The sequence below is a fragment of the Streptosporangium album genome, assembly GCF_014203795.1.
Lineage (GTDB): Bacteria > Actinomycetota > Actinomycetes > Streptosporangiales > Streptosporangiaceae > Streptosporangium > Streptosporangium album.
The window spans coordinates 201,480-226,915 of sequence record NZ_JACHJU010000002.1; the positions used below are offsets into that span (position 1 = coordinate 201,480).

Sequence of the window (25,436 nt, forward strand, 5' to 3'; positions counted from 1 at the left end):
GGGCACCCGGACCGCTCTCTTCGGGGCATATGCATACGGCGGCGGCTCAGGTTTCACAAGTGATGATATTTCGTGATTCGTCTGTTGTTGCTGTGCGAGCACTTCCCTGCTGTGACTACTGTGGTTCGGCACCCTCGGAAGCCGTGGAGGTTTCCCCCCGAGAACCGCAGGGAGTTTTCCCCATGCACGTCCCTCCGTCTCCGGTCAATCCCGGAGAGCCAGAAGTCCTCACCGGCCCCGCAGGTGGGCCGAACCCTCGTAGGAAAAACAGGAGAAACGGCCCGGCCATAGCCGTTTTCTCCGTCCTCGCCGCCGCCCTGCTGGGCGGAGGCGCCCTCTTCGCCGTCACGAACGGCGGCGGGGACGACCCCGGCACCGCGCAGGTGCCGCAGCCACCGGAGAGCGCCCAAGGCGCCTCGCAGGATCCCGGATCGGGCGAGAGCACCGAGAAGTCCGGGAAGCAGAAGCCCGACCGGCAGCCGGACGTCGCGTCCGGGCAGAAGGACACCTCCGGCGGAGACCCCGGTACGGCTACCGGCACCGGTTCCGACGCCAGCGCGGGCAAGGCCGCCAAGAGCGGTTCGGGCGGTTCCGGCACCGGCAGCCCGGCGGCCGACAAGCCGGCCAAGGAGCAGCAGAGCAGCCCGCAGCAGTCGGATGACGGTCAGGTCGACCCCCGCAGTGACGGGCCTCCCGGATATGTGGCTCCCATGGGCGCCGGAGGGTGATGCGGGCCGTACACGAGCGGAACGCTGAGCGTCTCGGTCCGCGGAGCGCGGTGACTCCGTTCCGCGGCCCACAGGGCCGGTAGGCCGGGGCGTGATCGAGAGACGGGGCACGGTGACTTCTCACCGTGCCCCGTCCGCTGCCCGGACCGCTCCTCGTCACGGGGCGGTGAGCGATCCGTCGAGGACGGCTCCACCGGTCTGGATTAGTCTGGCGAGGTGCTTGTCGCCGCGGCCGTGTGCCCGCACCCTCCCCTGTTGGTCCCCGAGCTGGCCGGTGCCGCGGCCATGGAGCTCGACGAGCTCCGCGCAGCCTGTGCGTCGGCGGTCGGGGCGTTGCGCGACGCCGATCCCGACGTGATCGTCGTGGCAGGCGGCGCCGACCTGTCCGTCACCTACGGCGCGGACGCCGCCGGAAGCCTGGCGCCCTGGGGCCTCGATGTCCGGACCGGGCAGGGAGAGCCCGTCCTGCCGCTGTCCCTGTCGATCGGCCGGTGGCTTCTGGAAAGGGAGGGCCTGACCGCTTCGGGATTTCACGCGGTCTCCTTCGAGGCGGCCCCGGCGGAGTGCGCGGCCCTCGGCGAGCGGCTGGCGGCCGCGGCCGGGCGCGTGGCGATGCTCGTCATGGCCGACGGGTCCGCCTGCCTCACCGAGAAGTCCCCGGGATACCTCGACCCCCGTGCGCAGCCGTACAACACTGCGCTCGTCGAGGCGCTCGCCCGGGCCGAGGCTCCGGCGCTCGCGGGGCTCGACCCCGGCGAGGCCGCCGGGCTGTGGGTCGCCGGACGCGCCGCCCTGCAGGTCCTCGGCGGTGCGGGAGGCTCCCTGAACGGGGAGATCCTCTACGACGACGCTCCCTACGGCGTCGGCTACTTCGTCGCCCGCTGGACGAGGTGATCCCGGCCGGGTCCAAGGAGACCGTGACTTCTTGTCCCCGACATGCCGGTGGTGGTTGGTGGCGCGGATACAACCGGTGAGTACGGCGGTGGGCGCGTTCCGCTGGGTGATGGGATCTGCGGAACGCACCCTCTGGTCATGGTGGTCTGGCGGTGGTCCATGACGGCCACCGCCAGACCACCAGGTCTACCGCGGGCCGGTCGCCGCGCGGAGGGTGAAGGACTTGAGAGTGGTCTGCTCGACCCGGTTACCGGCGGTGTCCCAGGCCTCGGCCTTGAGGCTGACGGTGCCGGTGGTGCGGTCGAACTCCGGGTAGGTGGCGGTGGCGGTGAAGGTGCCGTCCTTCTTCTGCTTGACCTGAACGGGGGTCCACTGCTTGCCGTCGTCGGTGCTGGCCCACAGCTTCAGTCCGGCGATCTCCGGCATTTTCTCCAGTGAGGGCCCGTGGCTGACGTTGACGGTGAACGTGTGCTTCCTGCCCGCCGGAACGGCGTTGTCCGCGCCGAAGCTGGAGCCGAGGTCGTAGGCGACGTACACCAGGGATTCGGGCCGGCACGGGTCATTCGAGATGACGCCGCAGATGTGGCCCGGCTGCACGGTGTCCTTGGTGGGCTTCGCCGAGGTGAAGGTCCACGCGACGTCCGTCTGCGCGTCGGTCGCCGTCAGCCGGTAGGTGGCGGGCTCGGCCGGCAGCATGTACGCCGGGAAACCGCGGACCGGTGTCAGCGGGATCTCCACACCATCCCGGGACAGCCGGTACGTGTAACGGAATATGCCGTACATGTCGTCGTGCTGCTGGAGGCCGTCGTTCTGCCTGACGGTGTGGAAGATGGGGAACAGGACGTTGCCGCGGCGGCACACGTCACACGGCGTGTTCAGCCCCACGGTCGCGGGATACGGCGCGGCGGGGTCGGGGATCCGGTAGACCTTGTCCGGGGCCGTGTAGCCGCCGGGCGTGCGCGGTCCGGCGAACATGCGCTGCCTGGTACGGATCGGCTGGTCGTACACGTCGATGACGCTGGTCGTCTCGCGGGGAGAGCCCGGCCGGCCCGCGGAGCTGAAGTTCAGGCGAAGGATCTCCGCGGAGAGCGGTCCGATGTAGTCCCGCCGGGTGTTCGGCCCGGCGGACACCCGGTGCCCGCCGTCCTCGATGGACTCCGCCCAGAGGATCTCGTCGTCCTGTTTCCAGCTGTACCGCCAGTCGCTGAAATCGGTGGTGGGGCTGGAAGCGGGGTGCTCCACGTCGACCTGGGCGAGTTGCCTGGCGGTGTAGGTGCGGTGCAGCGATCCGGGGATCCGGCCTTCCTCGTACTGCTTGAACGCGTAGGTGTACGGCGTGTCCTGAGTCCCGGTCACCCGGACCGACACCGGCTTCTCGGCGATCCGGTCGCGCAGGGCAAGGCCCTCACGGGCGGAGAGGGACACATTCGGGATGCCGATGTCCTTCTTCGGGCCGGTGAACGGCCGTTGCGTGATGTTCAGCGGCACGGGGCAGCGCGCCATCGTCTCGGACGGGAGCGAGGGGAACGCCACCAGCCCGGCGGCGCCGGCGTCGCGCACCGCCTGCAGCCGCTCGATCTGTACTCCGCACACGGGGCCGAAGATGCCCTCGGTCATGCCGGCTTCCATCAACGCCAGCTTGCCCTTGAGGTCGAGACCCGCGAGGTCCTCCGGCCGTCCCTCTCCCACGTTCACCACGGGCAGGTCCTGGATACCGGTGAACGGGGTCCAGCCCGGGAAACCGTTCTGGTCCTCGATCTCCGTGCCGTCAGGGTTCTTCATCGTCGCCCAGTGAATGGGGGAGAAGACCCGCAGGTCGAGTTTCGGTTTACCCGTGACGGCCAGGTGCACCTCGGCCTGGCCGAGGGTCTGCTGGTAGACGAACCGGAACCGGCCCTTGGTGACCCGCTCTGTCGGGGTGGCCCACACCTCGTCCCACGACAGATGTGAAAGCCCGCCGGCGAAGGTCACACCATCGGTGGTGGTCCGCTGGTACGCCTCCATGAAGGCGTTGTTCAGTCGCTCCGCGGGCCTGGGGGTGGTGAAGCGGACCTGGCCGGCCTTGCGGAGATCGAGGGTGATCGTGGTGTCCTCGGTGACGTCCACCTCGGGGTCGCTCAGCCAGCCCCAGTTCATCCTGGAGTCGTCGTCGACCCACTGCGCCAGCTGCATGACGCTGTACGTTCCCGGAGGAACCCGGGTGGCGACGACGCCGGTGTCGACCACGTAGGCCGAGCCGGCGTTGCCGTACGGACCGGTCACGTCGATCGTGTCCATCGAGATCGGTGTGAGGGGGGCGCCGTCCCTGCCGATGGTCTTGACGGTGAGGGTCACCTTCGGTGCTTCCCGGTACAGGCCGACCGGCGTGGTGATCCTGATGCCGTCCGTCTCCGCGACGACGGCGCCGGTGAAGGCGCCGTAGTCGAGGCCGGCCGGGTTGAGCGTGACCGTCGCGGTGGCGGTGCCGCCCGCGGGGACCGCGAGCGTCTGATCGGCCGAGAGCGCCCCCTCGACCGGCTTGCCGCCGGTGCTCAGCGTGGGCGTCAGGGTGAGGGTGACCGGCTGGTCTCCCAGGTTGGCGTAGGTGACCTGCCTGGTCACCGGATCCTTCCCGTCGGGGCCGGCGCCGAAGTCCAGGTTCGGGGTGGTCGCGAGCACCTTCTGGCTGGTCGCCCGAGCCACGTCGACCCGGCCCGCGCCCTGCTCGTAGACGGTGAACCCGTCATCCTTGGCTGTGCTCATCAGTGCCGCCTTGTACTGCGCGGCCGTCCAGTCCGGGTGCTGCTGGGCCAGGATCGCGGCCGAGCCGGCCACATGCGGGGTCGCCATCGAGGTGCCGCTGGCGGAGGTGTAGTACTCGTCCGCGGGCGACCCCATGCTGGTCCCCGCGGATCGGGCCGCGACGATGTTGACACCCGGCGCGGCGATGTCCGGCTTGAGTGCGCCGTCCAGCCGCGGGCCGCGGCTGGAGAAGGCCGCCAGCGTGTCGGTCTTGCTGGTGGCTGCTACTGTCAGCGCCGCGTCGGCTGCGCCGGGCGTGTCGATCGTCTGCGGGGTCGGGCCGCTGTTACCGGCGGCGATCACGAACAGCGCGCCGGTGCTCGCGGTCAGCTCGTTGACCGCCTGGCTCATCGGGTCGCCGCCGTCGGTGACGCCCGCGCCGATGCTCATGCTGACGATCTTGGCGCCGTTGGAGGCGGCCCACTCCATGCCGTCGATGACCCAGGACGAATCCCCGTTGCCCGCGTTGTCGAGGATCTTGCCGACCAGCAGCCGGGCGCCGGGCGCGGCACCCTTGTTCCTGCCGCCGGACGCGCTGCCGGAGCCGGCGATGGTCGAGGCGACGTGCGTGCCGTGGCCGTGCCCGTCGGCCAGCTCCTGGCCGGGCACGAACGACTGCGAGGCCGCGATCCGGTCCGCCAGGTCGGGATGCTTGGTGTCCACGCCCGTGTCGAGCACGGCCACCTTCACCCCGGTGCCGTCCAGGCCGGCGGCCCAGGCCTGCGGAGCGCCGATCAGCGGCACGCTGTCCGCCAGGGTGAGGTGCACCTTCCGGTCCAGCCAGAGCTTGGCGACGCCCTTGGCCAGGGCGCGGGAGGCCAGGCCCTGCTCGGGGGCGGCCACGCCGCGCACCTCGGTCCAGAACTGCCCGGCTCCGGCCTTGTCGACGCGGAGCCCGGCGCCGCTGATGCTCGGCAGATCCGCGGTGGCGGTCGTGGCCGGCAGCGCGTCGGCTGCCGACCGTGCGGCCCGCTGTCCCTTCGGGTACTGCACCAGCACCGGGACCTGCTTGCTCTGCGCGTCGGTGTAGCCGTTCTCGGCGAGGTACTTGACGTTGAACAGCTCCCGGTCCACCCGGCCCGACTCCACCGCGGGCAGCGCGTCGGTGGGGTAGACGTAGACGCCGCCGGGGCCGGTCTTGGTGAGGAAGCCCGGCTGGACTCCGTCGGGGCGGTTGGCGGGCTTGACGTCGATGGAGTAGGGGCCGCCGCCGTTGTCTCCGAGCGTCACGGTGTCACCGGTGATCAGCGTGATCTCGTGGGGCCCGGGGGCGACGCCGTCCAGGGCGACGGTGTCCTTCGCGGGTGGGGTCTGGGCGGTGCCGGGGTCGGCGTACGTCGCCGTGACCGGCACCATCGTCGCGATCGTGATCGCGGCGACGACGGATACGCGTAACCGTCGCTTCGAGCCTGGCATGAGTCTCCTCGGGAGGGGGGTGGGGTACGGCCGGCGGTTCACAGCTCGACCCAGCCGTCATCGGAGTCGGGCAGCTCAGCCGGCTCGGGGACGCTCTCGTCCTCCTCATCGGGGTCCGGCTCGGCATGCTGCGGGTTGATCTCGGACATGCCACAAGGGTCACGGGTGAGGTGGATGCCTACCTATGGGGTAAACGCCCCATCAATTAGCCGGCCCCGTCGCGCAGGTGGTGGGCGAGCGCGGTCCGCGAGTGCAGCCCGAGCTTGCGCAGTGCCGCGCCGAGGTGCTTGTCGACGGTCTTGGCCGACAGGAACAGCTCCCGGGCGATCTCCTTGTTCGACAGCCCGGTCGCGGCCAGCCTGGCCACCTCGTCCTCGCGGGGCGACAGCGTGGAGCCGTAGCCGCGCGGGCCGCTGCGGTGCCGGGCGGGCGAGGAGACGCCCTGACGGCGGGCCAGCAGCGCGGCGCGGTCCAGGTCCCAGCGCGCTCCGAGCCGGCCGTACTCGGTGAGGGTCTGCTGGAGTAGATCCTCGGCGCGCCGGTCGCCGAGACGGAACAGGCAGCCGGCCGCCTGCTCCCTGGCCTGGGCGGCCTCGTACGGACAGCGGAGGCGGTCGTACGCCTCCGCGGCGGTCACGAGCTGGTCGGCGGCGGCCTGCCAACGCGCGGTCCCGGCCGTGATCAGTCCTCGGGCCTGGGCCAGCGCGGCCGGCGCGAGTGGCGCGTCCAGCCCGCGTAAGCGCTGCTCGACGCGGCTCACCAGCTCTTCGGCCTCCTCCAGCCGGTCCGCGGTGACGAGAGCCTCCACCAGGGCGGGCACGGTACGTACCGAGACAGGCCAGAGCCCCCTGGCCTCCCAGACCGCGCAGGCCGCTTCAGCCCTCTCGATCACCGCCGCGCCACCGCCCTGTGTCGTGGCCAGCCGGATGTATGAGCTCATCGGCAGCGGCAGCAGGTCGATCGCGCCCATAGCCAGGCAGCGATCCACCACATCGTCGAGCTGGCGCCGGGCGGCGTCGAGCTCGCCGCGCGCGAGAGCCAGGCAGGCGGCGATCGCGTCGACGAGGGCGCGATAGCGCGGGCGGTCGGTGAGCCGATCCACCAGGAAGGCCACCTCCTCCGCCAGGCCATCCCATGTGCCTCGGGAGTAAGCGAGCACCGCAAGCCCTTTGCGGCAAAATATCTCCGCCATTCGGGTGGCATCGCAGCCCGCCGCCCCGCGCATCGCCGCGGTCAGCAGACGCTCGGCCATCTCGTGGTGTCCGGCGTAGCAGGCATCCATCCCAAGCGAGCTGTAGGCGATCACCTCCCGGCGGTGCGCAGGGGCACCGCCGGTCTGCTCCAGCATGCGAGAGGCCAGCGTGGCCCAGCGCGGATCCCCCATCGCCGTCAGCACCATGGCGACCTTGCCGAGGATGAAGACCGTCAGGGCGGGCTCGTCGATCGCGGGCAGTTGTTCCAGGGCCCGCTCCAACCAGGCCACGTGTTCGGCCAGGGGTACGTTCGGCGTCGTAGGCAGACCCAACCCCACCATCGCGTGCACGGCGAGAGCGGGCTGGCCGTCCAGGTACTCCACCGCTTCGGCGAAGACCTGCCATTGTCGTTCTGGTTCGTCCGCCGCCCTCTCGAGGTTCACGGCGAGCAGGAAGAGCAGTTCCCCCCGCACCGCCCGGGGCAGCTCGCGTCCCAGTGCGTCGCTGAGCAGGCCGACGACGTTCACTTCCTGCCGGGCGTCGGTGGAGGCCCACCCCAGTTTCACCGCGAGCCGGCTCCGTCGTCCGTCCTCCAGCGGGGCGTGGCGCAGGACCGCCTCCAGTAGGCGCACGGCCTCGGAGTCGTCGCCGAGCGCGATCGCCCGGTCGGCGGCCTTCTCCGCCGCCTCCACCCAGTCCTGGACCAGGCCGGCGTGGCGGAGGTGGTGGGCCACCTGCCCCAGCGGTACCGGGTTCAGTTCCCGGACGGCCGAGGCGGCGCGGCTGTGCAGGTCCTGCCGCCGCGACAGCGGGATGCTGTCATAGACGGCCTGTACGGCCAGCAGATGCCGGAACCCGACCTTGCCCGACTGCTCAAGGAGCAGGCCGCGTTCCAGCGCCTCGTCCAGACCGTCGAGCGCCTCCTGTCGCGACACCCGGCAGGTGGCGACCAGCGCGGGCACCGGGACCAGCACTTCGAGCACGGCGGCGGCCTCGACCGCGGCCCGGGCGGCGGCTGTCAGGTGGCTTACCCGCTCCAGGACCGAGTCCCGCACCCCGATGGGCACGTCCAGCTCGTCGATGGTCTTGCGCGCCCACCCGCTGCCCCGTCGTACCAGCGTGCCCCGCGCCCGCAGGAGGGCGAGCAGCTCCTGGATGGCGAACGGCAGCCCCGAGGCGCGATCGCACAGGTAGGAGGCGAAATCCTCGGAGACCCGTTCCGCGCCAAGGGCCGACGCCGCCAGCTCGCTGGTCGCCGCCGTGCCGAACGGTGGAAGCGCAACCTGGACGCGGGCGACGGAGGCGGGCAGCCGGGCGGTCAGCGCCCTGACGCCGGGGCCGACCTCCTCGCCGCGGAAGGTGAACATCACGCAGAGCCCGGCGGGCGGGTCGGACAGCAGGTAGCCGAGGAACTCGACGGTCTGCTCGTCGGCCCAGTGCATGTCCTCCAGTATCAGCACCACCGGACCGAGAGAGCCGATTAGCTCGGCCAACCCGCGGAAGACCCGGTGCCGCTCGCCGACCCGGTCGCCCAGCGACTCGGGCATCGCGGGGAGCAGGTGGGCGAGTTCGGGCAGCAGCGGGCGCAGCGCCCCCGTCACCGGTGACAAGCCGGCGGCGGTCAGGTGCTCGCCGCCCCCGCGAAGCGCCTCGACGACGGGCCCGAGGGGGAACGGTTCGCGGATGTGCACGCAGCCGCCGGTCAGCACGGGCCGGTCGGCGAGCTCCGGCCTGGAGGCCAACTCGGCCACCAGGCGGGTTTTGCCTATCCCCGCCTCGCCCTCGATCACGACCACGGCCGGTGGACGGGCCAGGGCCGGCAACAGCCGCTGGAGTTCCTCGTCCCTGCCCACCAGGGTCGGTGAGACGATCTGTCCGGTGGTCTCAACGTTTCGGGGGTCCACGTCACCGACCTCGTGCTCGCGACGGCCGCTCACCCGACCACCGGCCGACTCATGATCCAAGGCAGTTTAGGCATCGACCGGATCTCTTGTTACGGCCGGGTCGGACTAGCCATGTCTCGCCACGGAGTCACGACCGTCGCGAGCTTGCCCACGGCCGGCCGCGGGCTGCGTCAGGGGCTCGGGGTGGGCAGTCCAGCGCCTGGACCCGATCCCGCCGGCGCCGTCCGGCGGTCAGTTACGCCTGGGAACCGGCACCCGCATCAGGTCCCTGGCCGGCACCACCTCGCCGTCGAAGCTGCGACGGACCTCCTCCAGGAACGACGGCTCGTCCGCCAGGCCGTACCTCTCGGAGAAATGCGTCAGCACCAGCCGCCTCACCCCGCACTCGGCGGCGACCCGGCCGGCGTCGAACGCGGTCAGGTGACCGTACTCCTTGGCCAGCGTGGCCTCGGCGGACAGGAACGTCGACTCGATCACCAGCAGGTCCACGCCGGCGGCCAGGGCGAACGCGTTGTCGCACAGCCGGGTGTCCATGATGAAGGCCGCGCTCTGGCCGGGGCGGGGCTCGCTGCACTCCTCCAGCCGGACCGTCGTGCCGTCGGGGGCGGTCACCGTGCCGGTGCGCTGCAGCTCGCCGACCGACGGGCCCCGGACGCCCCGCCCGGCGAGGAGGGAGGGGACCATCCGGCGGCCGTCCGGCTCGTCGAGGCGGTAGCCGTAGGACTCGACGGGGTGGGAGAGCGGGCGGGCGGTGAGGGCCACCGGGCCCGCGCCGAAGGTCACGGCCGGCCCGGAGACGGGGCGCTCGACGATCACCGAGGTGTCGGTGAAGGCGCTGGCGTGGCGCAGGCGGCGCCAGTAGGTCTCGCCGGTGGCGGGGTATGCCGCCTGGACCCCGTGGGTGACGCCGTCCCTGGCGATGCGCTGGACGATTCCGGGAACCCCCAGGCAGTGGTCGCCGTGGAAGTGGGTGACGCAGATCCAGGTGATGTCGTGGGAGCCCACACCCGCCTGGATCATCTGGCGCTGGGTGCCCTCACCGGGGTCGAACAGGAAGCCCTGTCCGTCCCACCGCAGGAGGTATCCGTTGTGGTTACGGTGGCGGGTGGGCACCGCGCTTGAGGTGCCGAGGACGATGAGTTCGCGAAGGGACACAGTCGACATGGTAGGAACCGTGGCGTTCGGGAGTGTCCCGACACCGCTGGGTGAGATGACGGTCGCCGTCACGGAGGACGGCGTGGCGGGCGTCGGCTGGAGCAGCCGGCAGGAGGGGCTCAGGGTCCGTGTGCTGGAGGGGCTCAAACTGGTCGAGGTGGACGAGCCCGGCCGGACGGCGGCGGCGCTCGGCGAGCTCGCCGACTACTACGCGGGCAGGCTGCGGGCCTTCGGCGTTCCGGTGGACTGGAGGCTGACCTCTCCAGCGCAGCGCAGGGTGCTCGGCACGCTGTACGAGACGGTGAAGTACGGCCAGGCCGTGACCTACGGTGAGCTGGCGGCGCGGAGCGGGACGGGTGTTCCCGCGCGGGCGATCGGATCGATCATGGGGGCGAATCCCCTCCCCATCATCGTCCCCTGCCACCGGGTGGTCGCCGGGAACGGGCTGGGTGGGTTCAGCGGGGGAGACGGCGTGGAGTCCAAGCGGTGGCTGCTGACCATGGAGGGATACTTGCAGCCGACCCTGGACTGGGACTGAGCGCGCAGACACGGAGACCGCCCGGGGACAGACCCGGGCGGTCCGCGAGAGAGTCGCGTCGGTCTAGCCGGGGTAGGGAGGCGTGCCGGTCTCGCCGGTGCCTTCCGGCGGGGTCGTCTCACCGGGGACCTGAGACGCGGTGGTCTCGTCAGGCTCCTGGTACGTATCGGTCTGGCCGTCTATCGTGTCCGCCTGCTTCCTGGCCATGTCGGCGGCGCTGTCGATCTGCTGGTCGTACTTGCCGCCTGTCTTCTCCTTGGCCATCTGTGCTGCCTTGTCGATGCCCTGGTTGGCGAGCTCCTCAACCTTGGTGCTGTGCTCGCCGAGCATGCTCTTGACCTTGTCGAAGATCGACATAGGTGAGTCCCCCGATCAACGTCATGCATTCCGTATGGGCTAGAAGAACCATCTCCGTCCTTCTTAAAGTCGCGTGTCCGCTTTATGGTCGATGGAAACAAAAATCCGCGCCAAAAGAAGGTCTCGCCACGGTGTTCTCCGCAGGCTCCGGCGGCGGCCCGTCCGGTGCGGGACCGTCGTTTCCCATGCACCGCCGAGTAGTTGACACACTTGTTCCGTGCGTCAGCTACCAGTCATCGCCGTCGTCGGGCCCACGGCGGCCGGAAAGTCCGATCTCGCGGTGGATCTCGCCCTCCGGCTGGGAGGCGAGATCGTCAACACCGACTCCATGCAGCTCTACCGGGGGATGGACATCGGAACGGCGAAGCTGCCGATGGCCGAGCGCCGCGGGGTCCCCCACCACCTGCTCGACATCTGGGACGTGACCAGGACCGCGAGCGTGGCCGAATACCAGGCGCTGGTCCGGCCGCTGATCGACGACCTGCGGGCCAGGGACGTCGTGCCGATCCTGGTGGGCGGCTCCGGGCTCTACGTGCGCGCCGCTCTCGACGACCTGGAGTTTCCCGGCACCGACCCGGAGATCCGTGCCCGGCTGGAGGCGGAACTCGAGCGTACGGGCCCGGCAACGCTGTACGAACGTCTCCGCGAGTGCGACCCCAGGGCCGCCGAGTCGATCCTGCCCGGCAACGGCCGCAGGATCGTCCGGGCGCTGGAGGTCGTCGAGTTCTCCGGGCGGCCCTTCTCGGCGACGATGCCCTCCTACGACGCGGTCTACGACAGCGTGCAGATCGGGGTGGAGGTGCCGAGAGAGGTGCTGGACGGGCGGGTCGCCTCACGAGTGGAACGCATGTGGGAGGCCGGACTGGTGGACGAGGTCAGGGAGCTCGCCACCAGAGGACTCGCCGGAGGCCGTACGGCCAGCCGGGCGCTCGGCTACGCCCAGGTGCTGAGGTTCCTCGACGGCGAGTGGACCGAACGGCAGGCGATGGAGGAGACGGTCCGCGCGACGCGCCGGTTCGTCCGCCGTCAGGAGTCGTGGTTCCGCCGCGACCCCCGGGTGGTCTGGCTCCCCCAGACGGCTCCGGACCTCCTCGACCAGGCGCTCGCGAGCGTACGCCGTTGATCAGGACGCGGGGAGAGGCGTCCGGCCGGCGCGGCTAGAGTCGGGATATGCGATTCGTAAAGGGACACGGAACCGAGAACGACTTCGTCATCCTGCCGGATCCCGACGGTGAGCTGGAACTGCCCGCCACGGTCGTGGCGGCGATGTGCGACCGGCGGGCCGGGCTCGGCGCCGACGGTGTGCTGCACGTGATGCGGACGAAGCTCAGCCCCGAGGTGGCCGACCAGGCGGGTGAGGCCGAGTGGTTCATGGACTACCGCAACACCGACGGCGGCATGGCCGAGATGTGCGGTAACGGGATACGGGTCTTCGCCCGCTACCTGGTCGACACGGGGCTGGCAGGCGCGGGTGAGTTCGGTGTGGCGACCCGGGCCGGGGTCAAGCGCGTACGGCTGGCCGAGAGCGGTGACGTGAGCGTGGAGATGGGCCGGCCCCGGGTGCTGGGCCGCAGTCACACGACCGTGGCCGGCCGGGAGTACGAAGGTCTCCACATCGACATGGGCAACCCCCATCTGGCCTGCGTCATCGGTGACCCGGTGGTCCAGCTCGACCTGAGCCACCAGCCCGCCTTCGACCCCGAGGTGTTCCCGGGCGGGGTGAACATCGAACTGCTCAACCCGGTCGGTCCGCGCCGGGTCGTGATGCGGGTCTTCGAACGCGGCTCGGGGGAGACTCGGTCCTGCGGCACCGGTGCGGTCGCCTCCGCCGTGGCGGCCGCTGAGCTGGCGGGAGAGACGACCGGCACCTGGGCCGTGGATGTTCCGGGTGGGACCCTCACCGTCACCCTTGATGAGCACACCAGCTATCTGGCGGGCCCCGCGGTTCTGGTCGCATCGGGAGAACTCATCCTGTAATGGCTCGCACGTCTGCCAAGTCGTTTGGGGCATGCCCGCCGACCTGGCAGACTGACGTCTCATGGACGTGGACATCTGGGCCTGGGTCGGCGACACCCAGCGGCAACTGCACGAAGCCGGGCACACCGGTCTGGCCATGGCGATCGGCGACGTGCCCGCGCAGGCGCTGGAGGGCCGATACTCACAGCTCGACGTGCTCGCGCCGGCCATCGCGCAGCAGGCGGAGAACTTGGAGCTGCCCTGGCTTGAGTTCTACGCCCGTTACTGGCACCTGATCGGCCGCGTCGGCGACCGCGCCCAGGGCGCGGTCGCGATGGCCGACGCGGAGACGCTGGTCGAGTTCGCCGGGCGCGAAGACGTCCGTGACTGCCCGGCGGCCCCCGGCGCCGTCATCGCGCTGGCCGTCGCCCAGGCGAACACCGACGGCCCCGGCTACGCGGCCGAGCGGCTGGCGGCTCTGGCCGCCCACGAGGTCGAGCCCGAATCGCTGGCCTTCTCCGCCGTCGCCGAGCAGTACGTCGCGGCCCTGGTGGACGCCGGCCGCGTCGACGAGGCGATCACCCACGCCGAGGCCGCTGTGGCGAAGCTGGGCGCCGTCGGCCGTGAGGCGAGCTGGGAGCTGGGTGCGGCCTCGGCCCGCGCGCTCCTCGCCGCCGGTCGCGCGGAGGACGCGCTCACCGCGCTCGCGGCCGCGGCCGACTTCAAGCCCGACGACCCGGTGGCGAAGGAGCACCGTGACGGCGTGCTGCGCGCGCTCGTGCTCGCGACCCTCGACAGGGTGCAGGAGGCCGTCGACGCCCTGCCCGACCTTGACGTGGTCGGCGACCACCCGCGCGACTGGGTCGAGTGGGCGCACGCCATCGGCAAACTCGCCGGAACCGCGCAGATCACCAACAGCTGGCAGCTCGGCCGGGTGCTCAAGCAGTGGGTCGACTACTTCGCCATGATGGGCGGCTACCGCGCCCGGGTCGAGCTCGCGCTCATCGCCGGCGAGCTGGCCGTCGCCAGGCAGGGGGTGTGGCAGGCCCGGTCGCTGGCCGACATCGCCGAGTCCGCCGCCGGGGAGCTCAAGAACCCCGGCGACATCGCCGAGCGGATCGCCGCGCTGCGCACCGCCGCCGACGGGGTCACCCCGCAGGACGCTCCCGGCCCCGAGGCCGAGCTGGTCGCCTACTTCGACGCCGCCGACGGCTTCAACGCCGACCCCGAGCGCTGGGTGGGCTGGCTGGCCCCGCTGTCCGGACAGGACCTTGAGGCCACCCGGCGGCACACCACCACGCTGGGCTTCCTCGGTTTCCCCGCCCAGGGCGCCGACATCTACTGGACCATGCTGGTCGAGTCCGGCGACATCGCGACCGCCGATCCGCAGGACGTCTCCTACCTCACCGGCCTGCTGATGGAGGCCCGCCAGGACGAGCGCCTGGAGCAGATGGCCGAGCGGCTCCCCGCCGCCCAGCGACACCTGGCCCTGGGCCGTCTGCACCGCGCGCGGGAGCGCTGGGAGCAGGCCGCGGCCGAGGGCGAGGCGGCGGCCGACGCCGGTGCGGGCGCCGAGGCGAGCCGCCTGTGGTCCAGCGCCGTGCAGCAGAACGGCGACAACGCCAAGGGCGCCCAGATCCTGCGCGCGCTCCTCGACGCCGGGGACGCCGAGCCCGAGGACGTCTGGCGCATGATCACTATGGCGACGGCCGCCGAGGACTGGGAGACCGTCCGCGCGGGCGCCGCGCAGGTCGGCATGCCGCTCCAGTCGGCCGAGGGGCCGATCGAGGAGGAGATGGGCCTGGTGCGCGTCATCCTGCCCGCCCCCGACGGCAGCCAGCGCGCGGTCATCAGCCTCCGCACCGGCCCCGCCACCGCCCGGCTGGCCATCCCGCAGCCTCCCGGCATGGACTACAACGCCGGTGACCTGGTCGTCTTCGACCCGCAGCTGCTGGAGCCGATCCCGGAGAAGGCGGAGGATCAGGAGAACTTCATCCCGCCGTTCGCCGCGGTCAGCATGCTCCGCCCGGGGGGCTACACCAGCTGGTTCTTCGACGGCGCAGCCCCCAGTGAGGCCGACTGGACCGAGTTCAACGAGGTCCTGGCCGAGCGCGGCTGGCCGATGTGGGTCTACAGCGACGAGAACTACACCGTGAGCCACCCGACCTCGGGTGAGCGGCTGCAGGGCGTGTTCGGCTGGATCGCGGTCCCGCCGGACGTCACCCCCGTCGAGGTCGACGCGCTGCTCGACGACGCCACCGAGCGTTGGGTGCACCCGCTGGCCTGGCTCGATCTGGCCAAGGCCGTCGACGTCGAGGTGGAGCGGCACGAGCGCATCACCAAGGAGTACGGCCTGTAGAGACGTTCCGGCAGGCTCCTCGCCGCCGCCTCGACGCACCGCACCGCCCGTGAGGGAACCCCCTCACGGGCGGTGCGTTCTCCGCCTCTAGAATCTTGTTCTGCGTATTCCGTGCGGTGGGTTCCGCATCGAGGAGGAGGATCTGGATGCTGGATCGATTCCGGCTGGACGGCAAGGTCGCGATCGTCACCGGAGCGTCCTCGGGTCTCGGCGTCGCGTTCGAGCCCGGCTTCTTCGCCTCGGAGATGACCGAGCAGTACGCTGAGGGATACATGGCGTGGCAGCTCGAACACCGTGTGCTGATGGGGCGTCCGGGCGACCCGGCCGAGCTCGTCGCGGCGGCGATCTTCCTCGCCTCCGATGCCGGGTCCTACGTGACCGGGGCCGTGATTCCGGTAGACGGTGGAATCCTCATCACCTGAGGCGCTGCTTTCCTTATCGCTATCCTTTTCGATACATGGGGTAGTTTGCCAGTTCATGGGTAATGAATGCACGTGAGAGGTGGCATGGCGCGGTCGGCGCTGGTACGCGGTGCGGTCGTCACGACGATCGCGTTCACAATGGCGGGTTGCGGTCTCGCCGGTCAGGGGACCGGCGACCAGACCGCCGGGACGGGGCAGTCCTCCGCCTCCGCGCTCAAGGACCTGAAGAAGCTCGAAGTCAAGGGGCGCGCCCCGATGACCGGCTTCGACCGGGACGAGTTCGGTCCCGCGTGGGCGGATGTCGACCACAACGGCTGCGACACCCGCAACGACGTCCTCAAGCGCGATCTCAAGGACGAGACGTTCAAGCCGGGCACCCACGACTGCATCGTGCTGACCGGGGTCCTCGACGATCCCTACAGCGGTAAGACCATCAAATTCGAGCGCGGCCAGAAGACCAGCATGGCGGTGCAGATCGACCACGTGGTCGCCCTCGCCGACGCCTGGCAGAAGGGCGCCCAGCGGCTCCCGGAGAGCAGGCGCAGAGAGCTGGCCAACGATCCGCTGAACCTGCTGGCCACCGACGGCCCGCTGAACGGTCAGAAGGGCGCCGGTGACGCGGCGACCTGGCTGCCGCCGCGCCGCGCCTACCGGTGCGCCTATGTCTCACGCCAGATCGAAGTGAAGGTCAAGTACGACCTGTGGGTGACGTCCGCCGAGAAGGACGCCATGCAGGCCGTACTCGGCTCCTGCTGATCAGTCGTCGGAGCCGTGCCCATGCCGGTGCTCCTGCTCACGCTCGTGCTTGATGACCTTTCCGGTCCTGGCCGACACGTAGATCTCGTACTTCCGGCCGCTCTTCCACAGCTCGACCTTCCAGACGCGCTGGCCGTGCTCCCACTCGCGCTCGACCTCGGTCACGCGTGCGCCGGGAACGCGCTTCTTGGCGATCTGGACGGCCCTGCTGGAGGAGATGCCCGACGCGGTGGCCGAGGCGGCGGCTGCGGCGGTGGACGCGGTCGTGGTGGCGGAGGTCGTGGTGGTGGAGACCGCCGCCTGACCCGCGGCGAGGGCGATGCCGCCCCCGCCGGCCAGGAGGGCGGCGGTTCCGATGGACGCGATGGTGATTCTGGTGATCTGTTTCATGGATTCAGCTTCGCCGCGATCACGATAGGGCCGCGCTAAGCCTCCGCTAAGAAGAGCGTCACGCTCGCTCCGCCCGTCTCGGAGGTCCCCAGAGAGAGGGAGCCGCCCGATGACTCCGCCGTACGGCGGGCGATGTCGAGACCGAGCCCGGTCGATCCGGCGCCGCTCTCGCCACGCCCCAGGAGGGCGGGCGTGGCGAAGCCGGAGCCGGAGTCTGCCACGGTCAGCAGCGCGCCACCGTGGGCGGGCTCCAGCCGCACGGCGAAGGAGACCCCCTCCGGAGTGTGCGCGAAGACGTTGCCGAGCAGCGCGTCCACGCAGGCGGAGAGATCGCCGGCGGCGACCCCGACCTGCAGCGGGCCGGGGGACAGGTGGAGCGTGAAACGGCGTGACTGGTCCTCGGCGAGCACCGACCAGAAGGCGACCCGGGCCTCGGTGACCGCCACCGCGTCACACCGGTCCTGATCCTGCGCCCGCCGCCTGGCCTCGATGATCACCGAGGTGACGGCCCGTTCCAGGGCGTCCACCCGGGCCTCGATCCGGGCGGCCTCCTCGGGGTCGCCCAGGGACTCGGCCTCCAGCCGCAACCCGGTCAGCGGGGTGCGCAGCCGGTGGGACAGGTCGGCCACGTTCTCCCGCTCCTCGGCGAGCAGGCCGGTGATGCGTTCGGCGAGGTGATTCAGCGCGAGACCGACCGCGTGGACCTCCGGGGGACCGTCGGGCACGGTCCTCGCGGACAGGTCGCCGCCGGCGAGCCGGTGCGACACCCGGGCCAGCGAGGAGATCGGCCGGATCACCGCACGGGCGAGCCGGTCGGCCACGCCGATCCCCAGCCCGATCAGGGCGAGACCGAGGGCCGCCAGCCCGGCCCACACCCGGGGCACCCCCTCGGCCAGGTCGGCGTCGTCGAGGTAGACCCGGACCACGGCCGTGCCGCCGGGCGCTCCCTGGACCGCGACCAGGATCTCCCGCCCACCGGGGACCGCCGCGGTGACGCTGCGGCCACGGGAGGCGAGCTCGACGGCAGCCGACCGGGGGGCGGGCACGCCGATCACCCGGCCGTCCGGCAGGAAGACCGTCACCGGGTGCGCGGCCCGCTCGGTGGTGAGCCGCAGGGTCTCGGCGTCGACCGTTCCCACCGCCACCGCGATCGAGTCGGCCTCACTCCCGGCCCGGCTCACCGCTCCGCTCTCGGCCACCGTACGGACCAGCAGCGCGAGCGGGACCAGCAACGCGATCAGGACCAGGGAGGTGGTCGCCGCCACCAGCAGGGCCAGCCAGCGCCTCATGCCGGAGCGGCCAGTCGCACGCCGACACCGCGCACGCTCTGCAGGTAGCGGGGTTCCGCGGAGGTCTCGCCCAGCTTGCGGCGGAGCCAGGAGAGGTGGACGTCCACCGTCTTGTCCGCCCCGCCGTACGGGATCTGCCAGACGTGGGTGAGCAGCTCGCGCTTGGTGATCACCTCGCCCGGCCGTGCGGCCAGGTAGTGGAGCAGGTCGAACTCCTTCGGGCTGAGGTCCAGCGCCGCGCCGTCCAGGGTCGCCTCGCGCGTGCGCGGGTCCACCCGCAGGCCGCCGACCGTCACCGAGCTGTCGGTACGGCTTCCGCCGGTACGCCGGAGCACCGCCCGGATCCGGGCGTCGAGCTGGGCGGCGCTGAACGGTTTGACCACGTAGTCGTCGGCCCCCGCGTCCAGCAGCCTGACCATCTCCGCGTCGCCGTCCCTCGCGGTCGCCACGATCACCGGGATCCGGCTCACCGCGCGGAGCATGCGCAGCAGGTCGAGGCCGTCGAGGTCGGGCAGGCCGAGGTCGAGCACGACGAGGTCGGGACGTTCCTCGACGGCCAGCCGGAGGCCGTCGAGGGCGGCGGAGGCGGACGACACGGCGTGGCCTCGGTCGCGCAGGCCCCGGGTCAGCGAGGTGCGGATCGCGACGTCGTCTTCGACGAGTAGCACATTGGACATTTGCCGCTACGTTAGCCGGGCCGGGGCCCGCTGCCTACGTTCGTTATCGGGGCCTTAACCACGTCTTAGCGTCCGAGGTGCGAAAGTGGACGCGTGCGCCGACCCCTCCCTTTCGCCATGGCCGGATGGCTGATCACCGGATCCCTCGCGACCGTGGCGGGGGTCGGGGTGATCAACCTCCTGGGCGAGCCGCTCACGTCCTCCGCGCACCGCCCGCTCTCCTCCGCCGAGATCGGTGAGGCGCTCGCCCGCTCCACCCCGGCGGCCGCGTCCCATCCGGCGTCCACGCCCCGTCCGACGTCCACGCCGGCCGTCTCCCCGGGTTCGAAGGACCGGAGCCGGCTGATCAGCACCGAGGGCGGGACCGCGATCGCCCGGTGCGAGGAGGGGCTGGTGACCCTGCGGTCCTGGAGTCCCAAGGAGGGCTTCCAGGTCAAGAGCGTGGACCGGGGGCCGGACGAGCGGGCCCGCGTCGAGTTCGAGTCGGACGAGACCAAGGTCAAGATCGAGGTGCGCTGCTCGCCGTCCGGCTCCCCGGTCCACACGGTCGACGACTGACCGGCGTCCCCGGTCCGGCCGGGGGCCACAGAACCGCGGGCGACGAGAGACGACACGGCTAGCGGACGCGGCCCCGGGGCTTCAGCCGGGTCGTCGGGAGGGCGGGGGCGGGCAGCGGAGCGCCGCCTGCGCCGTGGACGGTGCCGAAGTCCTCGCCCTCCGCCCACTTCTGCCGGAAGGCGGCGATCTCGTCGTGGCTGCGGCCGATGAAATTCCACCACATCACGATCTCCTCCTCGAACGGCTCACCGCCGAGCAGCAGCAGGCGGCCCTGCCCGCCCAGTGCGAGGTCCGGCCGGCCGGAGCCCAGATACAGCAGCGTCCCGCGGTCCAGCCGGGTGCCGGCCACCTCGACCTCGCCGGACAGCAGGAGGGCCGCGTGCTCGAAGCCGGGCTCCAGTGGCAGGACCGCGCTGCCGGAGATCGTGACCTCCGCGCCGAGCAGCGGCGTATAGGCGCGGGCCGGCGAGGTGGCACCGCCCAGCGAACCCATGATCACGGTGACCCGCGCATCCCCCTCGGTCAGGACCGGCAGGTCGGCGTGGTGCTCGAAGTGCGGGGCCACGTGCCTGTCGCCGTCCGGCAGGGCCACCCAGAGCTGCACGCCGTGCAGCAGCGCCTCGGCGGACTCCTCCGCGTGGGAGATGCCACGCCCGGCCGTCATCAGGTTGAGCTGGCCCGGCCGTACCTCCTGCAGACTGCCGACGCTGTCGCGGTGCAGCACCTCACCCGAGACCAGCCAGGTGACCGTCTGCAACCCGGTGTGCGGGTGCGGCGGCACCCGCATGGCGGCCACCTCGGGGCCGTAGTCGTCGATGAAACACCACGCGCCGACCATCCGCCGCCCCCGGCTGGGCAGCGTGCGCGTGACCGTCATCGCCCGCGGCCCGCCCAGCGCCACCTCGTGGCCGGTCAGCCGCTCGACGACCGGCCCGGCGGCGGGGGCGGCGGCGCACAGGGTCTCCTGCGGGACTGTCTCCAGGTTGCTCACCCCCCGACTTTACGGCGCGCACGGATCCCGTCGGTGTCTGCGGGCAGCTTCTTCAGGAGCGCGCCGTCCTCCTCTCCGCCGGCGGACTGCCAGATCGCCCGCTTGGTCCGGTAGAGGTACCGCCACGTGGCACTTACTCCGCCGCCCGGCGCCCTCCGGTTCCCTGTCCGCCGCGATGAGTTTCCCGCAGGGGGGAGGATCAGCGGCGCCACCGCCCCGGCGGCCGGCCGCACGTCCTCCCGTCGCATCTCCCCGGAGGAGAAAAGCCGATCTCCCTTGCCACCGGCGTACGGACGTATTTCTCTTACACCGAGCCCGGCGACCGTGCGGTACTAGGATCCGCCTTCGGTAAAGCGAAGGTAAAGGGAGAAGCGATGAACGCACAGAGGACCGGCGCGAGACGGCCCCTGGTGAAGTGGTTCCTGCTGGCGGTCGCCGCAGTGGTGGTGTTCGGTTTCGTGCTCAGCGGCTGCTCCCGGGTCAGCACCCAGCCCGACGAGATGGTCCTGCACTACGCGGGAGGCACCTTCGAGGCCATCAAGTTCGAGAGGTGCATCAACCCCTCCAGCGGGGCCACGCTCCTCGGCCCCGGCGACACGGCCTACTCCTACCCGTTCGGCCAGCGGACCTTCGACTTCTCCGGCGCCGAGGACGCCGAGTCCAAGCCGTTGTCCGTCGTGTCGAATGAGACTGCTGCATAGACAGGTCTTTTCCCCTACCCTCGAGTAGATGACCCCCGCGAAAGACCTGCTCAGAGCTGCCGTCTATGACCGCGTGTCCGCCGATAGGCGTAGAGACGCCCGATCGGTCGGCGAACAGGAGACCGCGAACGTCGCAGCCTGCGACCGGTACGGCTGGCACGTCGAAGAGGTTTTCACCGACAACGACCGCTCCGCCTCCCGCTTTGCTCGCAAGACCCGCCCCGACTGGGAACGCCTCGTCGAGCAACTGTCCGCCGGCCGCTTCGACGTCATCGTCTTGTGGGAGCCGTCGCGCGGCGACCGCGAACTGGAGATGTGGGCACGACTGCTGAACACCTGCCGCCGAGACGGCGTGCTGATCCACATCACCTCACATGACCGTACGTACGACGTGCGCCGACCCCGCGACTGGCGGACCCTCGCCGAGGACGGGGTCGACTCGGCGTACGAGAGCGAGAAAGTGTCCGAGCGGATCCGGCGTGGCACACGAGCGCGAGCCGCTGAGGGCAGGCCTCACGGTAAGCGACTGTTCGGGTTCCAGCGCGTCTACGACGCGACGACAGGCCAGCTCGTCGGCCAAGAGATCCATCCGGAGCAGGCCGCGACTGTCCGGGCCATCGCCGACATGGTTACCCGCGGGATGCCACTAACGGCCATCGCGACGCAGTTCAACCAGGAGGGGATCCTCTCGCCACGAGGTGCGATGTGGCGCGGCACTCAGATCAAGCGGCTCATCCTCAACCCCGCTTACATCGGGTACCGGACACATCTGGGGGAACGGGTCCTGAGCCCCGAGTGGTTTCCGCCTATCTTGGATGAGCAGGTCTACTACGTGTGCTTGTCGAAGCTGACCGATCCGGCGCGCGGTGAGCAGCGGCCGTCATCCATCAAGCACCTGCTTAGCGGTCTGGCAGTGTGCGGGGTATGCGGGTCGCGAGTGCGGATCTTCAAGAACAAAGGGAGATTCGGCTATACCTGCAAGCCTGCCGCCCCAGGCGGTGGCCCGTCGTTCCACGTGTCCCGCCACGTGGGCAGGGTGGACGAGTACATCGAGGGCTTGGTGATCCGCTACCTGCAGCATCCCGAGCTGGCGGCGATGATGGTCGGCGACGATGAGAGCGCAGCAGAGTTGCGGTCGATCCTCGCGGAGATCGAAGGCAAGCGAGCCTACCTGGACCAGTTCTACGTGCAGGCGGCCGAGGAGAAATTGTCGGCGCGTGCCGTGGCTGCGGTTGAGGCGGCAGAGCTGGCGGAGATCGAGGTCCTGGAGCGGCGTTCGCGCCGGGTGCGGTTTTCGCCGCAGATCGGCCACCTGGTGGAGGCGGGGCCGGAACAGGTGCCGCAGCGGTGGGGGGCACTGGATGTAGTTCAGCGGCGGGAGGTCATCGCGGGAATCTTCGAGAAGATCGAGATTTTGCCGATAGGTCCGGGGCGGCGCACTCCTCCTGACGAGGAGTCGGTGCGTGTGACGCGTCGGGTGCGAAGGTAGGAGCGGCTCGTGCTGTCTCAAAGGTGAGGGAATCCTGGCCCTCGGAACGCGACAAGACAGGCATTAGTTACACACCGTGGCAATTTGTTGAGATTTTAATTACTCTGCGTTGTGACGGGTGAGCGCACCGGTAATCGAATATCGGTCCGGGGAAATAATGCCGCGAGTCCTATTCACACCACGACCAAAAGGCACCTACAGTGATGGAACTTATCGCAACGCCGTGGGGACGACAGTCGCGAAAGGGCCGTGCACGCCTAAGCGGCCGAAAGGCGGGACCCCCTGATGAACATCCACCCAAGCGGCAAAACCCTGACCCTTCTCGCGTACGCGGGGTGGGGTGTAGTTGCAGCGGAGATGATCGCAGATGTCATGCCAACGAAGATGTTCCTGGGTCTGGCCGCCATGGCGGGAACGCTGTCCGTAGTGGCTGCGATTCGCCATCACGAAGCCGTCGTGCAAGCGACAGCCAGGGAGCATGCCAGCACAATGGGGAGGCAGGTGCTTAGCGCCGACCGCTTGGTGACCAACCGGTGGAGGGGGGAGACTCGGGCGCATATCGACGCGGCCCGCGCCTATGCCGATACCGGTTCGCACCCAGTGGTCGAGGAGCGAACTCTGTAGGGCGACGCATGAAAGGGCCGCGAGGTTTACCTAATCTCGCGGCTTTTTCTTTGATTCTCTGACGGCTTCAAAAATCTGCTTGCGCATATCTGAGTAGGCGGCCAACATTCGATCCTTGGCATCCTCAGGAATCTCGGGGTCGTCGATGATTTCGGACACGATCGGATCATGCCGGGTCTGATCGCTTCGAGTGACCTCTTCCGACGTTCGGATCCCTCGCTGCACGAGAACCTCCGCGAGAGACTTGAAGCCGGCCGCGGCGCGAAACTCGTCCATCGCATCCCGCATGAAAGCGGAAGATGCCCGGTCTTCGATGCCGCCTGGCGTGCGCGTTGCCGCGATCTGCGGGAGTGGCTCTAACCCCTCTCCTGCGACGAATCGGTTGATCGAGCCGGGTGGGAGCTGGTATGCGCCCTCCATCGCTGCGAGGGTCTCTCGGGAGTAGTTGTCCCGGCTGCCGTTCTCAACGCTGGTGATCATTCGGTACCAGCTGTCTTCTTTCCCCGGGTGAGTCTCGGCGACGAAGGTCCGTCGACTCTTGTACCGGGGGTCGAGCTGGACTCGGCGGGCGACTAGGAAGTCGCCTAGTCGCTGCCATGCGGTTAGGGCGGTATTCACTGCATGCTCCTGGGAGGCTGCGGCTCTCGGTGCGCTCTCAATGGAGCTTGAAGGAAACAGTAGGAAACGTCAACCGATGTTAGTCGACTAGTTGGGGCGCTGCTCAGCGTGGCCACTGTGGCGGGTGGGGTGTCAGGTACACCAAAGAAACTGATTCGGAATGATTCCTATCAGTTCGCCATGTGGGTTGACGTGAGTCCTCTTGTTTCCTACTGTTTCCTACATGCCGCCTACTTCTACCATCCGTCAAAACGGATACGCCCTCCGAGCCTTCAGGAAGATACGCGGGCTTAGCGTGGTTGACCTGGCCGAACGAGCCAAGGTCTCCGCGCCGGCTCTGCGGAACTGGGAGTTGGAAAACAAGGCACTCCCCACGGTGAAAGCCGAACGGCTGGTCGCCGTCCTCGGCATCGACCTTTCCGCCATCGACCGGGACAAGGCTGGCTCCGTCGGCGTCGAGGACGCCGCCTGATGGCCGCCTGCTACGACGCGGAGCGCATCGCCCGCCTCGTCGCAAAAGCGCAAGAGTCGCACGTTCAGGCACTCGTTGACTCTTGGGGGGCGCCTACTCCGGACGACCTGGCACTCGTAGCTCGGGTCTTCGGTGGATCGGTCCACCACAGCGCGCCTGCCGCCACCGAGAGCGAGGCAGCGTGAACGAGCTCGCTCTCACTGAGTCCCCGTCCCTGCGCGCCCAGCACGTGGACCGTGTCGACGTCCTCGACAAGGTGAAGGCGCTCAGCCTCCTCCCTGACGGTGCCCACGCGGACATCCCGATCGTCGCCAACTACTACGAGGTGACGCCCGGCACGATCGAGAAGGTCGTTCAGCGTAACCGCGCCGAGCTCACCGAGAACGGTCTGCGAGTGCTGAAGGGCGCGGAGTACCGGGCGTTCGCGACGGACAACCTGTCCGCCGCGAATCCCAACGCACGGTCGGCCACCATCTTCACTCGCAAGGCGATCCTCAACGTCGGCCAGCTCCTGGTGGACTCCACGGTCGCGAAGGACGTCCGTGCCTACCTGCTCAACCTCGAAGAGGTCGCGACGCACGAGCAGCGCGCCGAGGCGATCGACCGGGTGGAACTGGCCAAGGCTCGTATCGAGATGCTCGCCGCCGCGGACGGCTACCTGGACAGCAAATGGGTCCGCCTGAAGATGCGCGTGCAGGCGGCGATCGGCCTCGGCGAGGAGCCCGAGATCGAGCCCGACGACCTGCCGCTGTACGTCCCCGATTTCCTCAAGTCCAAGGGGCTGAAGAAGAAGGACGTCGAGGCCACGCAGTCCACGTTCGGCCGGCGGGCCGCGGCCCTGTACGAGGCGGAGCACGGCTTCAAGCCGGGCAAGCGTCAGGCGGAGATCCCGAACGGAAGCGTCCGGCAGACCCTCGCCTGGACGCAGAAGGACCTTCCTCTCTTCGAGGAGGTCTGGGACCGCTGGTACGCCGCGAAGCACACGCCCCAGTTCGAGCTGTTCGGGGCCGACACGTGAGCCCCCAGGTGCAGGTCTACGCGACCGCGTTCGCCCTGCTCGGCGCGTTCGACCGGTTCGAGGAGCTCCGCGCTCTCGACCTCGCGGACGAGGCCCCCACTACTTCCTGACGCACTGCGGGCCTGACCGACGCAACCGGCCAGGCCCAAG

General features: G+C 70.0%; 23 protein-coding genes. 14 read left to right on the plus strand and 9 right to left on the minus strand.

The genetic code is table 11. The features are described 5' to 3' along the window. Positions 1-182: 182 nt before the first annotated feature. Positions 183-728 (plus strand): hypothetical protein, encoded by a 546-nt coding sequence (locus FHR32_RS24390; protein ID WP_184756840.1) that lies wholly within the window; start codon positions 183-185, stop codon positions 726-728. Positions 729-944: 216 nt separating this feature from the next. Continuing rightward, positions 945-1,622 (plus strand): class III extradiol dioxygenase subunit B-like domain-containing protein, encoded by a 678-nt coding sequence (locus tag FHR32_RS24395; RefSeq protein WP_184756841.1) that lies wholly within the window; start codon positions 945-947, stop codon positions 1,620-1,622. Between the two features lie 186 nt (positions 1,623-1,808). Here the strand turns inward: FHR32_RS24395 and FHR32_RS24400 are convergent, their stop codons facing one another. The 3 genes from FHR32_RS24400 to FHR32_RS24410 all read right to left on the minus strand — a co-directional run bounded on the left by FHR32_RS24400 (position 1,809) and on the right by FHR32_RS24410 (position 10,071). Next, positions 1,809-5,819 carry a S8 family peptidase gene (locus FHR32_RS24400; RefSeq protein WP_184756842.1) on the minus strand — a complete coding sequence of 1,337 codons (4,011 nt, stop codon included), beginning with the start codon at positions 5,817-5,819 and terminating at the stop codon, positions 1,809-1,811. A 205-nt stretch (positions 5,820-6,024) separates the two neighbouring features. Further along, entirely contained in the window at positions 6,025-8,949 is a 2,925-nt protein-coding gene (locus FHR32_RS24405; protein WP_312882682.1) for a helix-turn-helix transcriptional regulator, read from the minus strand. A 198-nt stretch (positions 8,950-9,147) separates the two neighbouring features. Beyond that, positions 9,148-10,071, minus strand: a complete 924-nt coding sequence (locus FHR32_RS24410; RefSeq protein WP_184756843.1) for a ribonuclease Z — start codon at positions 10,069-10,071, stop codon at positions 9,148-9,150. Positions 10,072-10,090: 19 nt separating this feature from the next. Between FHR32_RS24410 and FHR32_RS24415 the strand changes: the two genes are divergently transcribed. Beyond that, positions 10,091-10,609 (plus strand): methylated-DNA--[protein]-cysteine S-methyltransferase, encoded by a 519-nt coding sequence (locus FHR32_RS24415; RefSeq protein WP_312882683.1) that lies wholly within the window; start codon positions 10,091-10,093, stop codon positions 10,607-10,609. Between the two features lie 63 nt (positions 10,610-10,672). On the opposite strand, the gene FHR32_RS24420 is transcribed toward FHR32_RS24415, so the two are convergent. Continuing rightward, positions 10,673-10,966, minus strand: coding sequence for an antitoxin (locus FHR32_RS24420; protein WP_184756845.1), 294 nt, complete (start codon positions 10,964-10,966; stop codon positions 10,673-10,675). A gap of 217 nt (positions 10,967-11,183) precedes the next feature. Here FHR32_RS24420 and miaA point away from each other — a divergent pair, with 217 nt between their 5' ends. From miaA to FHR32_RS24445, 5 genes are all read left to right on the plus strand, one after another. Continuing rightward, positions 11,184-12,089: a tRNA (adenosine(37)-N6)-dimethylallyltransferase MiaA gene (gene miaA / locus FHR32_RS24425; RefSeq protein WP_184756846.1), complete on the plus strand. Its 906-nt coding sequence runs from the start codon at positions 11,184-11,186 to the stop codon at positions 12,087-12,089. A 47-nt stretch (positions 12,090-12,136) separates the two neighbouring features. Continuing rightward, a complete protein-coding gene (dapF, locus tag FHR32_RS24430) occupies positions 12,137-12,943 on the plus strand; it encodes a diaminopimelate epimerase (RefSeq protein ID WP_184756847.1) in 807 nt (268 codons plus the stop codon). 61 nt (positions 12,944-13,004) lie between these two features. Continuing rightward, the gene (locus FHR32_RS24435) at positions 13,005-15,281 is read left to right on the plus strand and encodes a tetratricopeptide repeat protein (protein ID WP_184756848.1); all 2,277 of its coding nucleotides are present in this window, start codon (positions 13,005-13,007) and stop codon (positions 15,279-15,281) included. A 146-nt stretch (positions 15,282-15,427) separates the two neighbouring features. Beyond that, positions 15,428-15,703 carry an SDR family oxidoreductase gene (locus FHR32_RS24440; RefSeq protein ID WP_246467408.1) on the plus strand — a complete coding sequence of 92 codons (276 nt, stop codon included), beginning with the start codon at positions 15,428-15,430 and terminating at the stop codon, positions 15,701-15,703. A gap of 72 nt (positions 15,704-15,775) precedes the next feature. Next, on the plus strand, positions 15,776-16,459 hold the full coding sequence (locus FHR32_RS24445) for an HNH endonuclease family protein (protein WP_312882684.1): 684 nt from the start codon (positions 15,776-15,778) through the stop codon (positions 16,457-16,459). Here the strand turns inward: FHR32_RS24445 and FHR32_RS24450 are convergent, their stop codons facing one another. Genes FHR32_RS24450 through FHR32_RS24460 form a run of 3 tightly spaced genes read right to left on the minus strand, consistent with a single transcriptional unit; the run spans position 16,460 to position 18,815 of the window. Next, positions 16,460-16,849 (minus strand): PepSY domain-containing protein, encoded by a 390-nt coding sequence (locus FHR32_RS24450; RefSeq protein WP_184756849.1) that lies wholly within the window; start codon positions 16,847-16,849, stop codon positions 16,460-16,462. A gap of 35 nt (positions 16,850-16,884) precedes the next feature. Next, entirely contained in the window at positions 16,885-18,138 is a 1,254-nt protein-coding gene (locus FHR32_RS24455; protein ID WP_184756850.1) for a sensor histidine kinase, read from the minus strand. Further along, positions 18,135-18,815, minus strand: a complete 681-nt coding sequence (locus FHR32_RS24460) for a response regulator transcription factor (protein ID WP_184756851.1) — start codon at positions 18,813-18,815, stop codon at positions 18,135-18,137. The genes FHR32_RS24455 and FHR32_RS24460 overlap by 4 nt, the downstream gene beginning before the upstream one ends. A 93-nt stretch (positions 18,816-18,908) precedes the next feature. On the opposite strand from FHR32_RS24460, the gene FHR32_RS24465 reads away from it, so the two are divergent. Then, positions 18,909-19,373 (plus strand): septum formation initiator, encoded by a 465-nt coding sequence (locus FHR32_RS24465; RefSeq protein ID WP_184756852.1) that lies wholly within the window; start codon positions 18,909-18,911, stop codon positions 19,371-19,373. A 58-nt stretch (positions 19,374-19,431) separates the two neighbouring features. Here the strand turns inward: FHR32_RS24465 and FHR32_RS24470 are convergent, their stop codons facing one another. Beyond that, positions 19,432-20,364 carry a pirin family protein gene (locus tag FHR32_RS24470; RefSeq protein WP_312882685.1) on the minus strand — a complete coding sequence of 311 codons (933 nt, stop codon included), beginning with the start codon at positions 20,362-20,364 and terminating at the stop codon, positions 19,432-19,434. Positions 20,365-20,738: 374 nt separating this feature from the next. Between FHR32_RS24470 and FHR32_RS24475 the strand changes: the two genes are divergently transcribed. The 3 genes from FHR32_RS24475 (at position 20,739) to FHR32_RS24485 (ending at position 23,178) form a co-directional block, all read left to right on the plus strand. Beyond that, positions 20,739-21,065, plus strand: coding sequence for a hypothetical protein (locus tag FHR32_RS24475; protein WP_184756853.1), 327 nt, complete (start codon positions 20,739-20,741; stop codon positions 21,063-21,065). A 28-nt stretch (positions 21,066-21,093) separates the two neighbouring features. After that, a complete protein-coding gene (locus FHR32_RS24480) occupies positions 21,094-22,554 on the plus strand; it encodes a recombinase family protein (protein WP_184756854.1) in 1,461 nt (486 codons plus the stop codon). A 285-nt stretch (positions 22,555-22,839) separates the two neighbouring features. Then, the gene (locus tag FHR32_RS24485) at positions 22,840-23,178 is read left to right on the plus strand and encodes a hypothetical protein (protein WP_184756855.1); all 339 of its coding nucleotides are present in this window, start codon (positions 22,840-22,842) and stop codon (positions 23,176-23,178) included. Positions 23,179-23,208: 30 nt separating this feature from the next. Here FHR32_RS24485 and FHR32_RS24490 read toward each other — a convergent pair whose 3' ends face one another. Beyond that, on the minus strand, positions 23,209-23,658 hold the full coding sequence (locus FHR32_RS24490) for a hypothetical protein (RefSeq protein ID WP_184756856.1): 450 nt from the start codon (positions 23,656-23,658) through the stop codon (positions 23,209-23,211). 361 nt (positions 23,659-24,019) lie between these two features. Here FHR32_RS24490 and FHR32_RS24495 point away from each other — a divergent pair, with 361 nt between their 5' ends. Next, positions 24,020-24,268: a helix-turn-helix domain-containing protein gene (locus tag FHR32_RS24495; protein ID WP_281391043.1), complete on the plus strand. Its 249-nt coding sequence runs from the start codon at positions 24,020-24,022 to the stop codon at positions 24,266-24,268. Between the two features lie 181 nt (positions 24,269-24,449). Beyond that, on the plus strand, positions 24,450-25,286 hold the full coding sequence (locus FHR32_RS24500) for a hypothetical protein (protein WP_184756858.1): 837 nt from the start codon (positions 24,450-24,452) through the stop codon (positions 25,284-25,286). Positions 25,287-25,436 lie beyond the last annotated feature (150 nt).

What these genes read in the sequence shown, in the direction of transcription:
- FHR32_RS24475 (WP_184756853.1), top strand. Translation starts at nt 20,739, where the DNA reads ATGAACGCACAGAGGACCGGCGCGAGACGGCCCCTGGTGAAGTGGTTC.
- FHR32_RS24400 (WP_184756842.1), bottom strand. Translation starts at nt 5,819, where the DNA reads ATGCCAGGCTCGAAGCGACGGTTACGCGTATCCGTCGTCGCCGCGATC.
- FHR32_RS24455 (WP_184756850.1), bottom strand. Translation starts at nt 18,138, where the DNA reads ATGAGGCGCTGGCTGGCCCTGCTGGTGGCGGCGACCACCTCCCTGGTC.
- FHR32_RS24485 (WP_184756855.1), top strand. Translation starts at nt 22,840, where the DNA reads ATGAACATCCACCCAAGCGGCAAAACCCTGACCCTTCTCGCGTACGCG.
- FHR32_RS24450 (WP_184756849.1), bottom strand. Translation starts at nt 16,849, where the DNA reads ATGAAACAGATCACCAGAATCACCATCGCGTCCATCGGAACCGCCGCC.
- FHR32_RS24480 (WP_184756854.1), top strand. Translation starts at nt 21,094, where the DNA reads ATGACCCCCGCGAAAGACCTGCTCAGAGCTGCCGTCTATGACCGCGTG.
- FHR32_RS24390 (WP_184756840.1), top strand. Translation starts at nt 183, where the DNA reads ATGCACGTCCCTCCGTCTCCGGTCAATCCCGGAGAGCCAGAAGTCCTC.
- FHR32_RS24490 (WP_184756856.1), bottom strand. Translation starts at nt 23,658, where the DNA reads ATGATCACCAGCGTTGAGAACGGCAGCCGGGACAACTACTCCCGAGAG.
- FHR32_RS24440 (WP_246467408.1), top strand. Translation starts at nt 15,428, where the DNA reads ATGCTGGATCGATTCCGGCTGGACGGCAAGGTCGCGATCGTCACCGGA.
- FHR32_RS24420 (WP_184756845.1), bottom strand. Translation starts at nt 10,966, where the DNA reads ATGTCGATCTTCGACAAGGTCAAGAGCATGCTCGGCGAGCACAGCACC.
- FHR32_RS24460 (WP_184756851.1), bottom strand. Translation starts at nt 18,815, where the DNA reads ATGTCCAATGTGCTACTCGTCGAAGACGACGTCGCGATCCGCACCTCG.
- dapF (WP_184756847.1), top strand. Translation starts at nt 12,137, where the DNA reads ATGCGATTCGTAAAGGGACACGGAACCGAGAACGACTTCGTCATCCTG.
- FHR32_RS24495 (WP_281391043.1), top strand. Translation starts at nt 24,020, where the DNA reads ATGCCGCCTACTTCTACCATCCGTCAAAACGGATACGCCCTCCGAGCC.
- FHR32_RS24435 (WP_184756848.1), top strand. Translation starts at nt 13,005, where the DNA reads ATGGACGTGGACATCTGGGCCTGGGTCGGCGACACCCAGCGGCAACTG.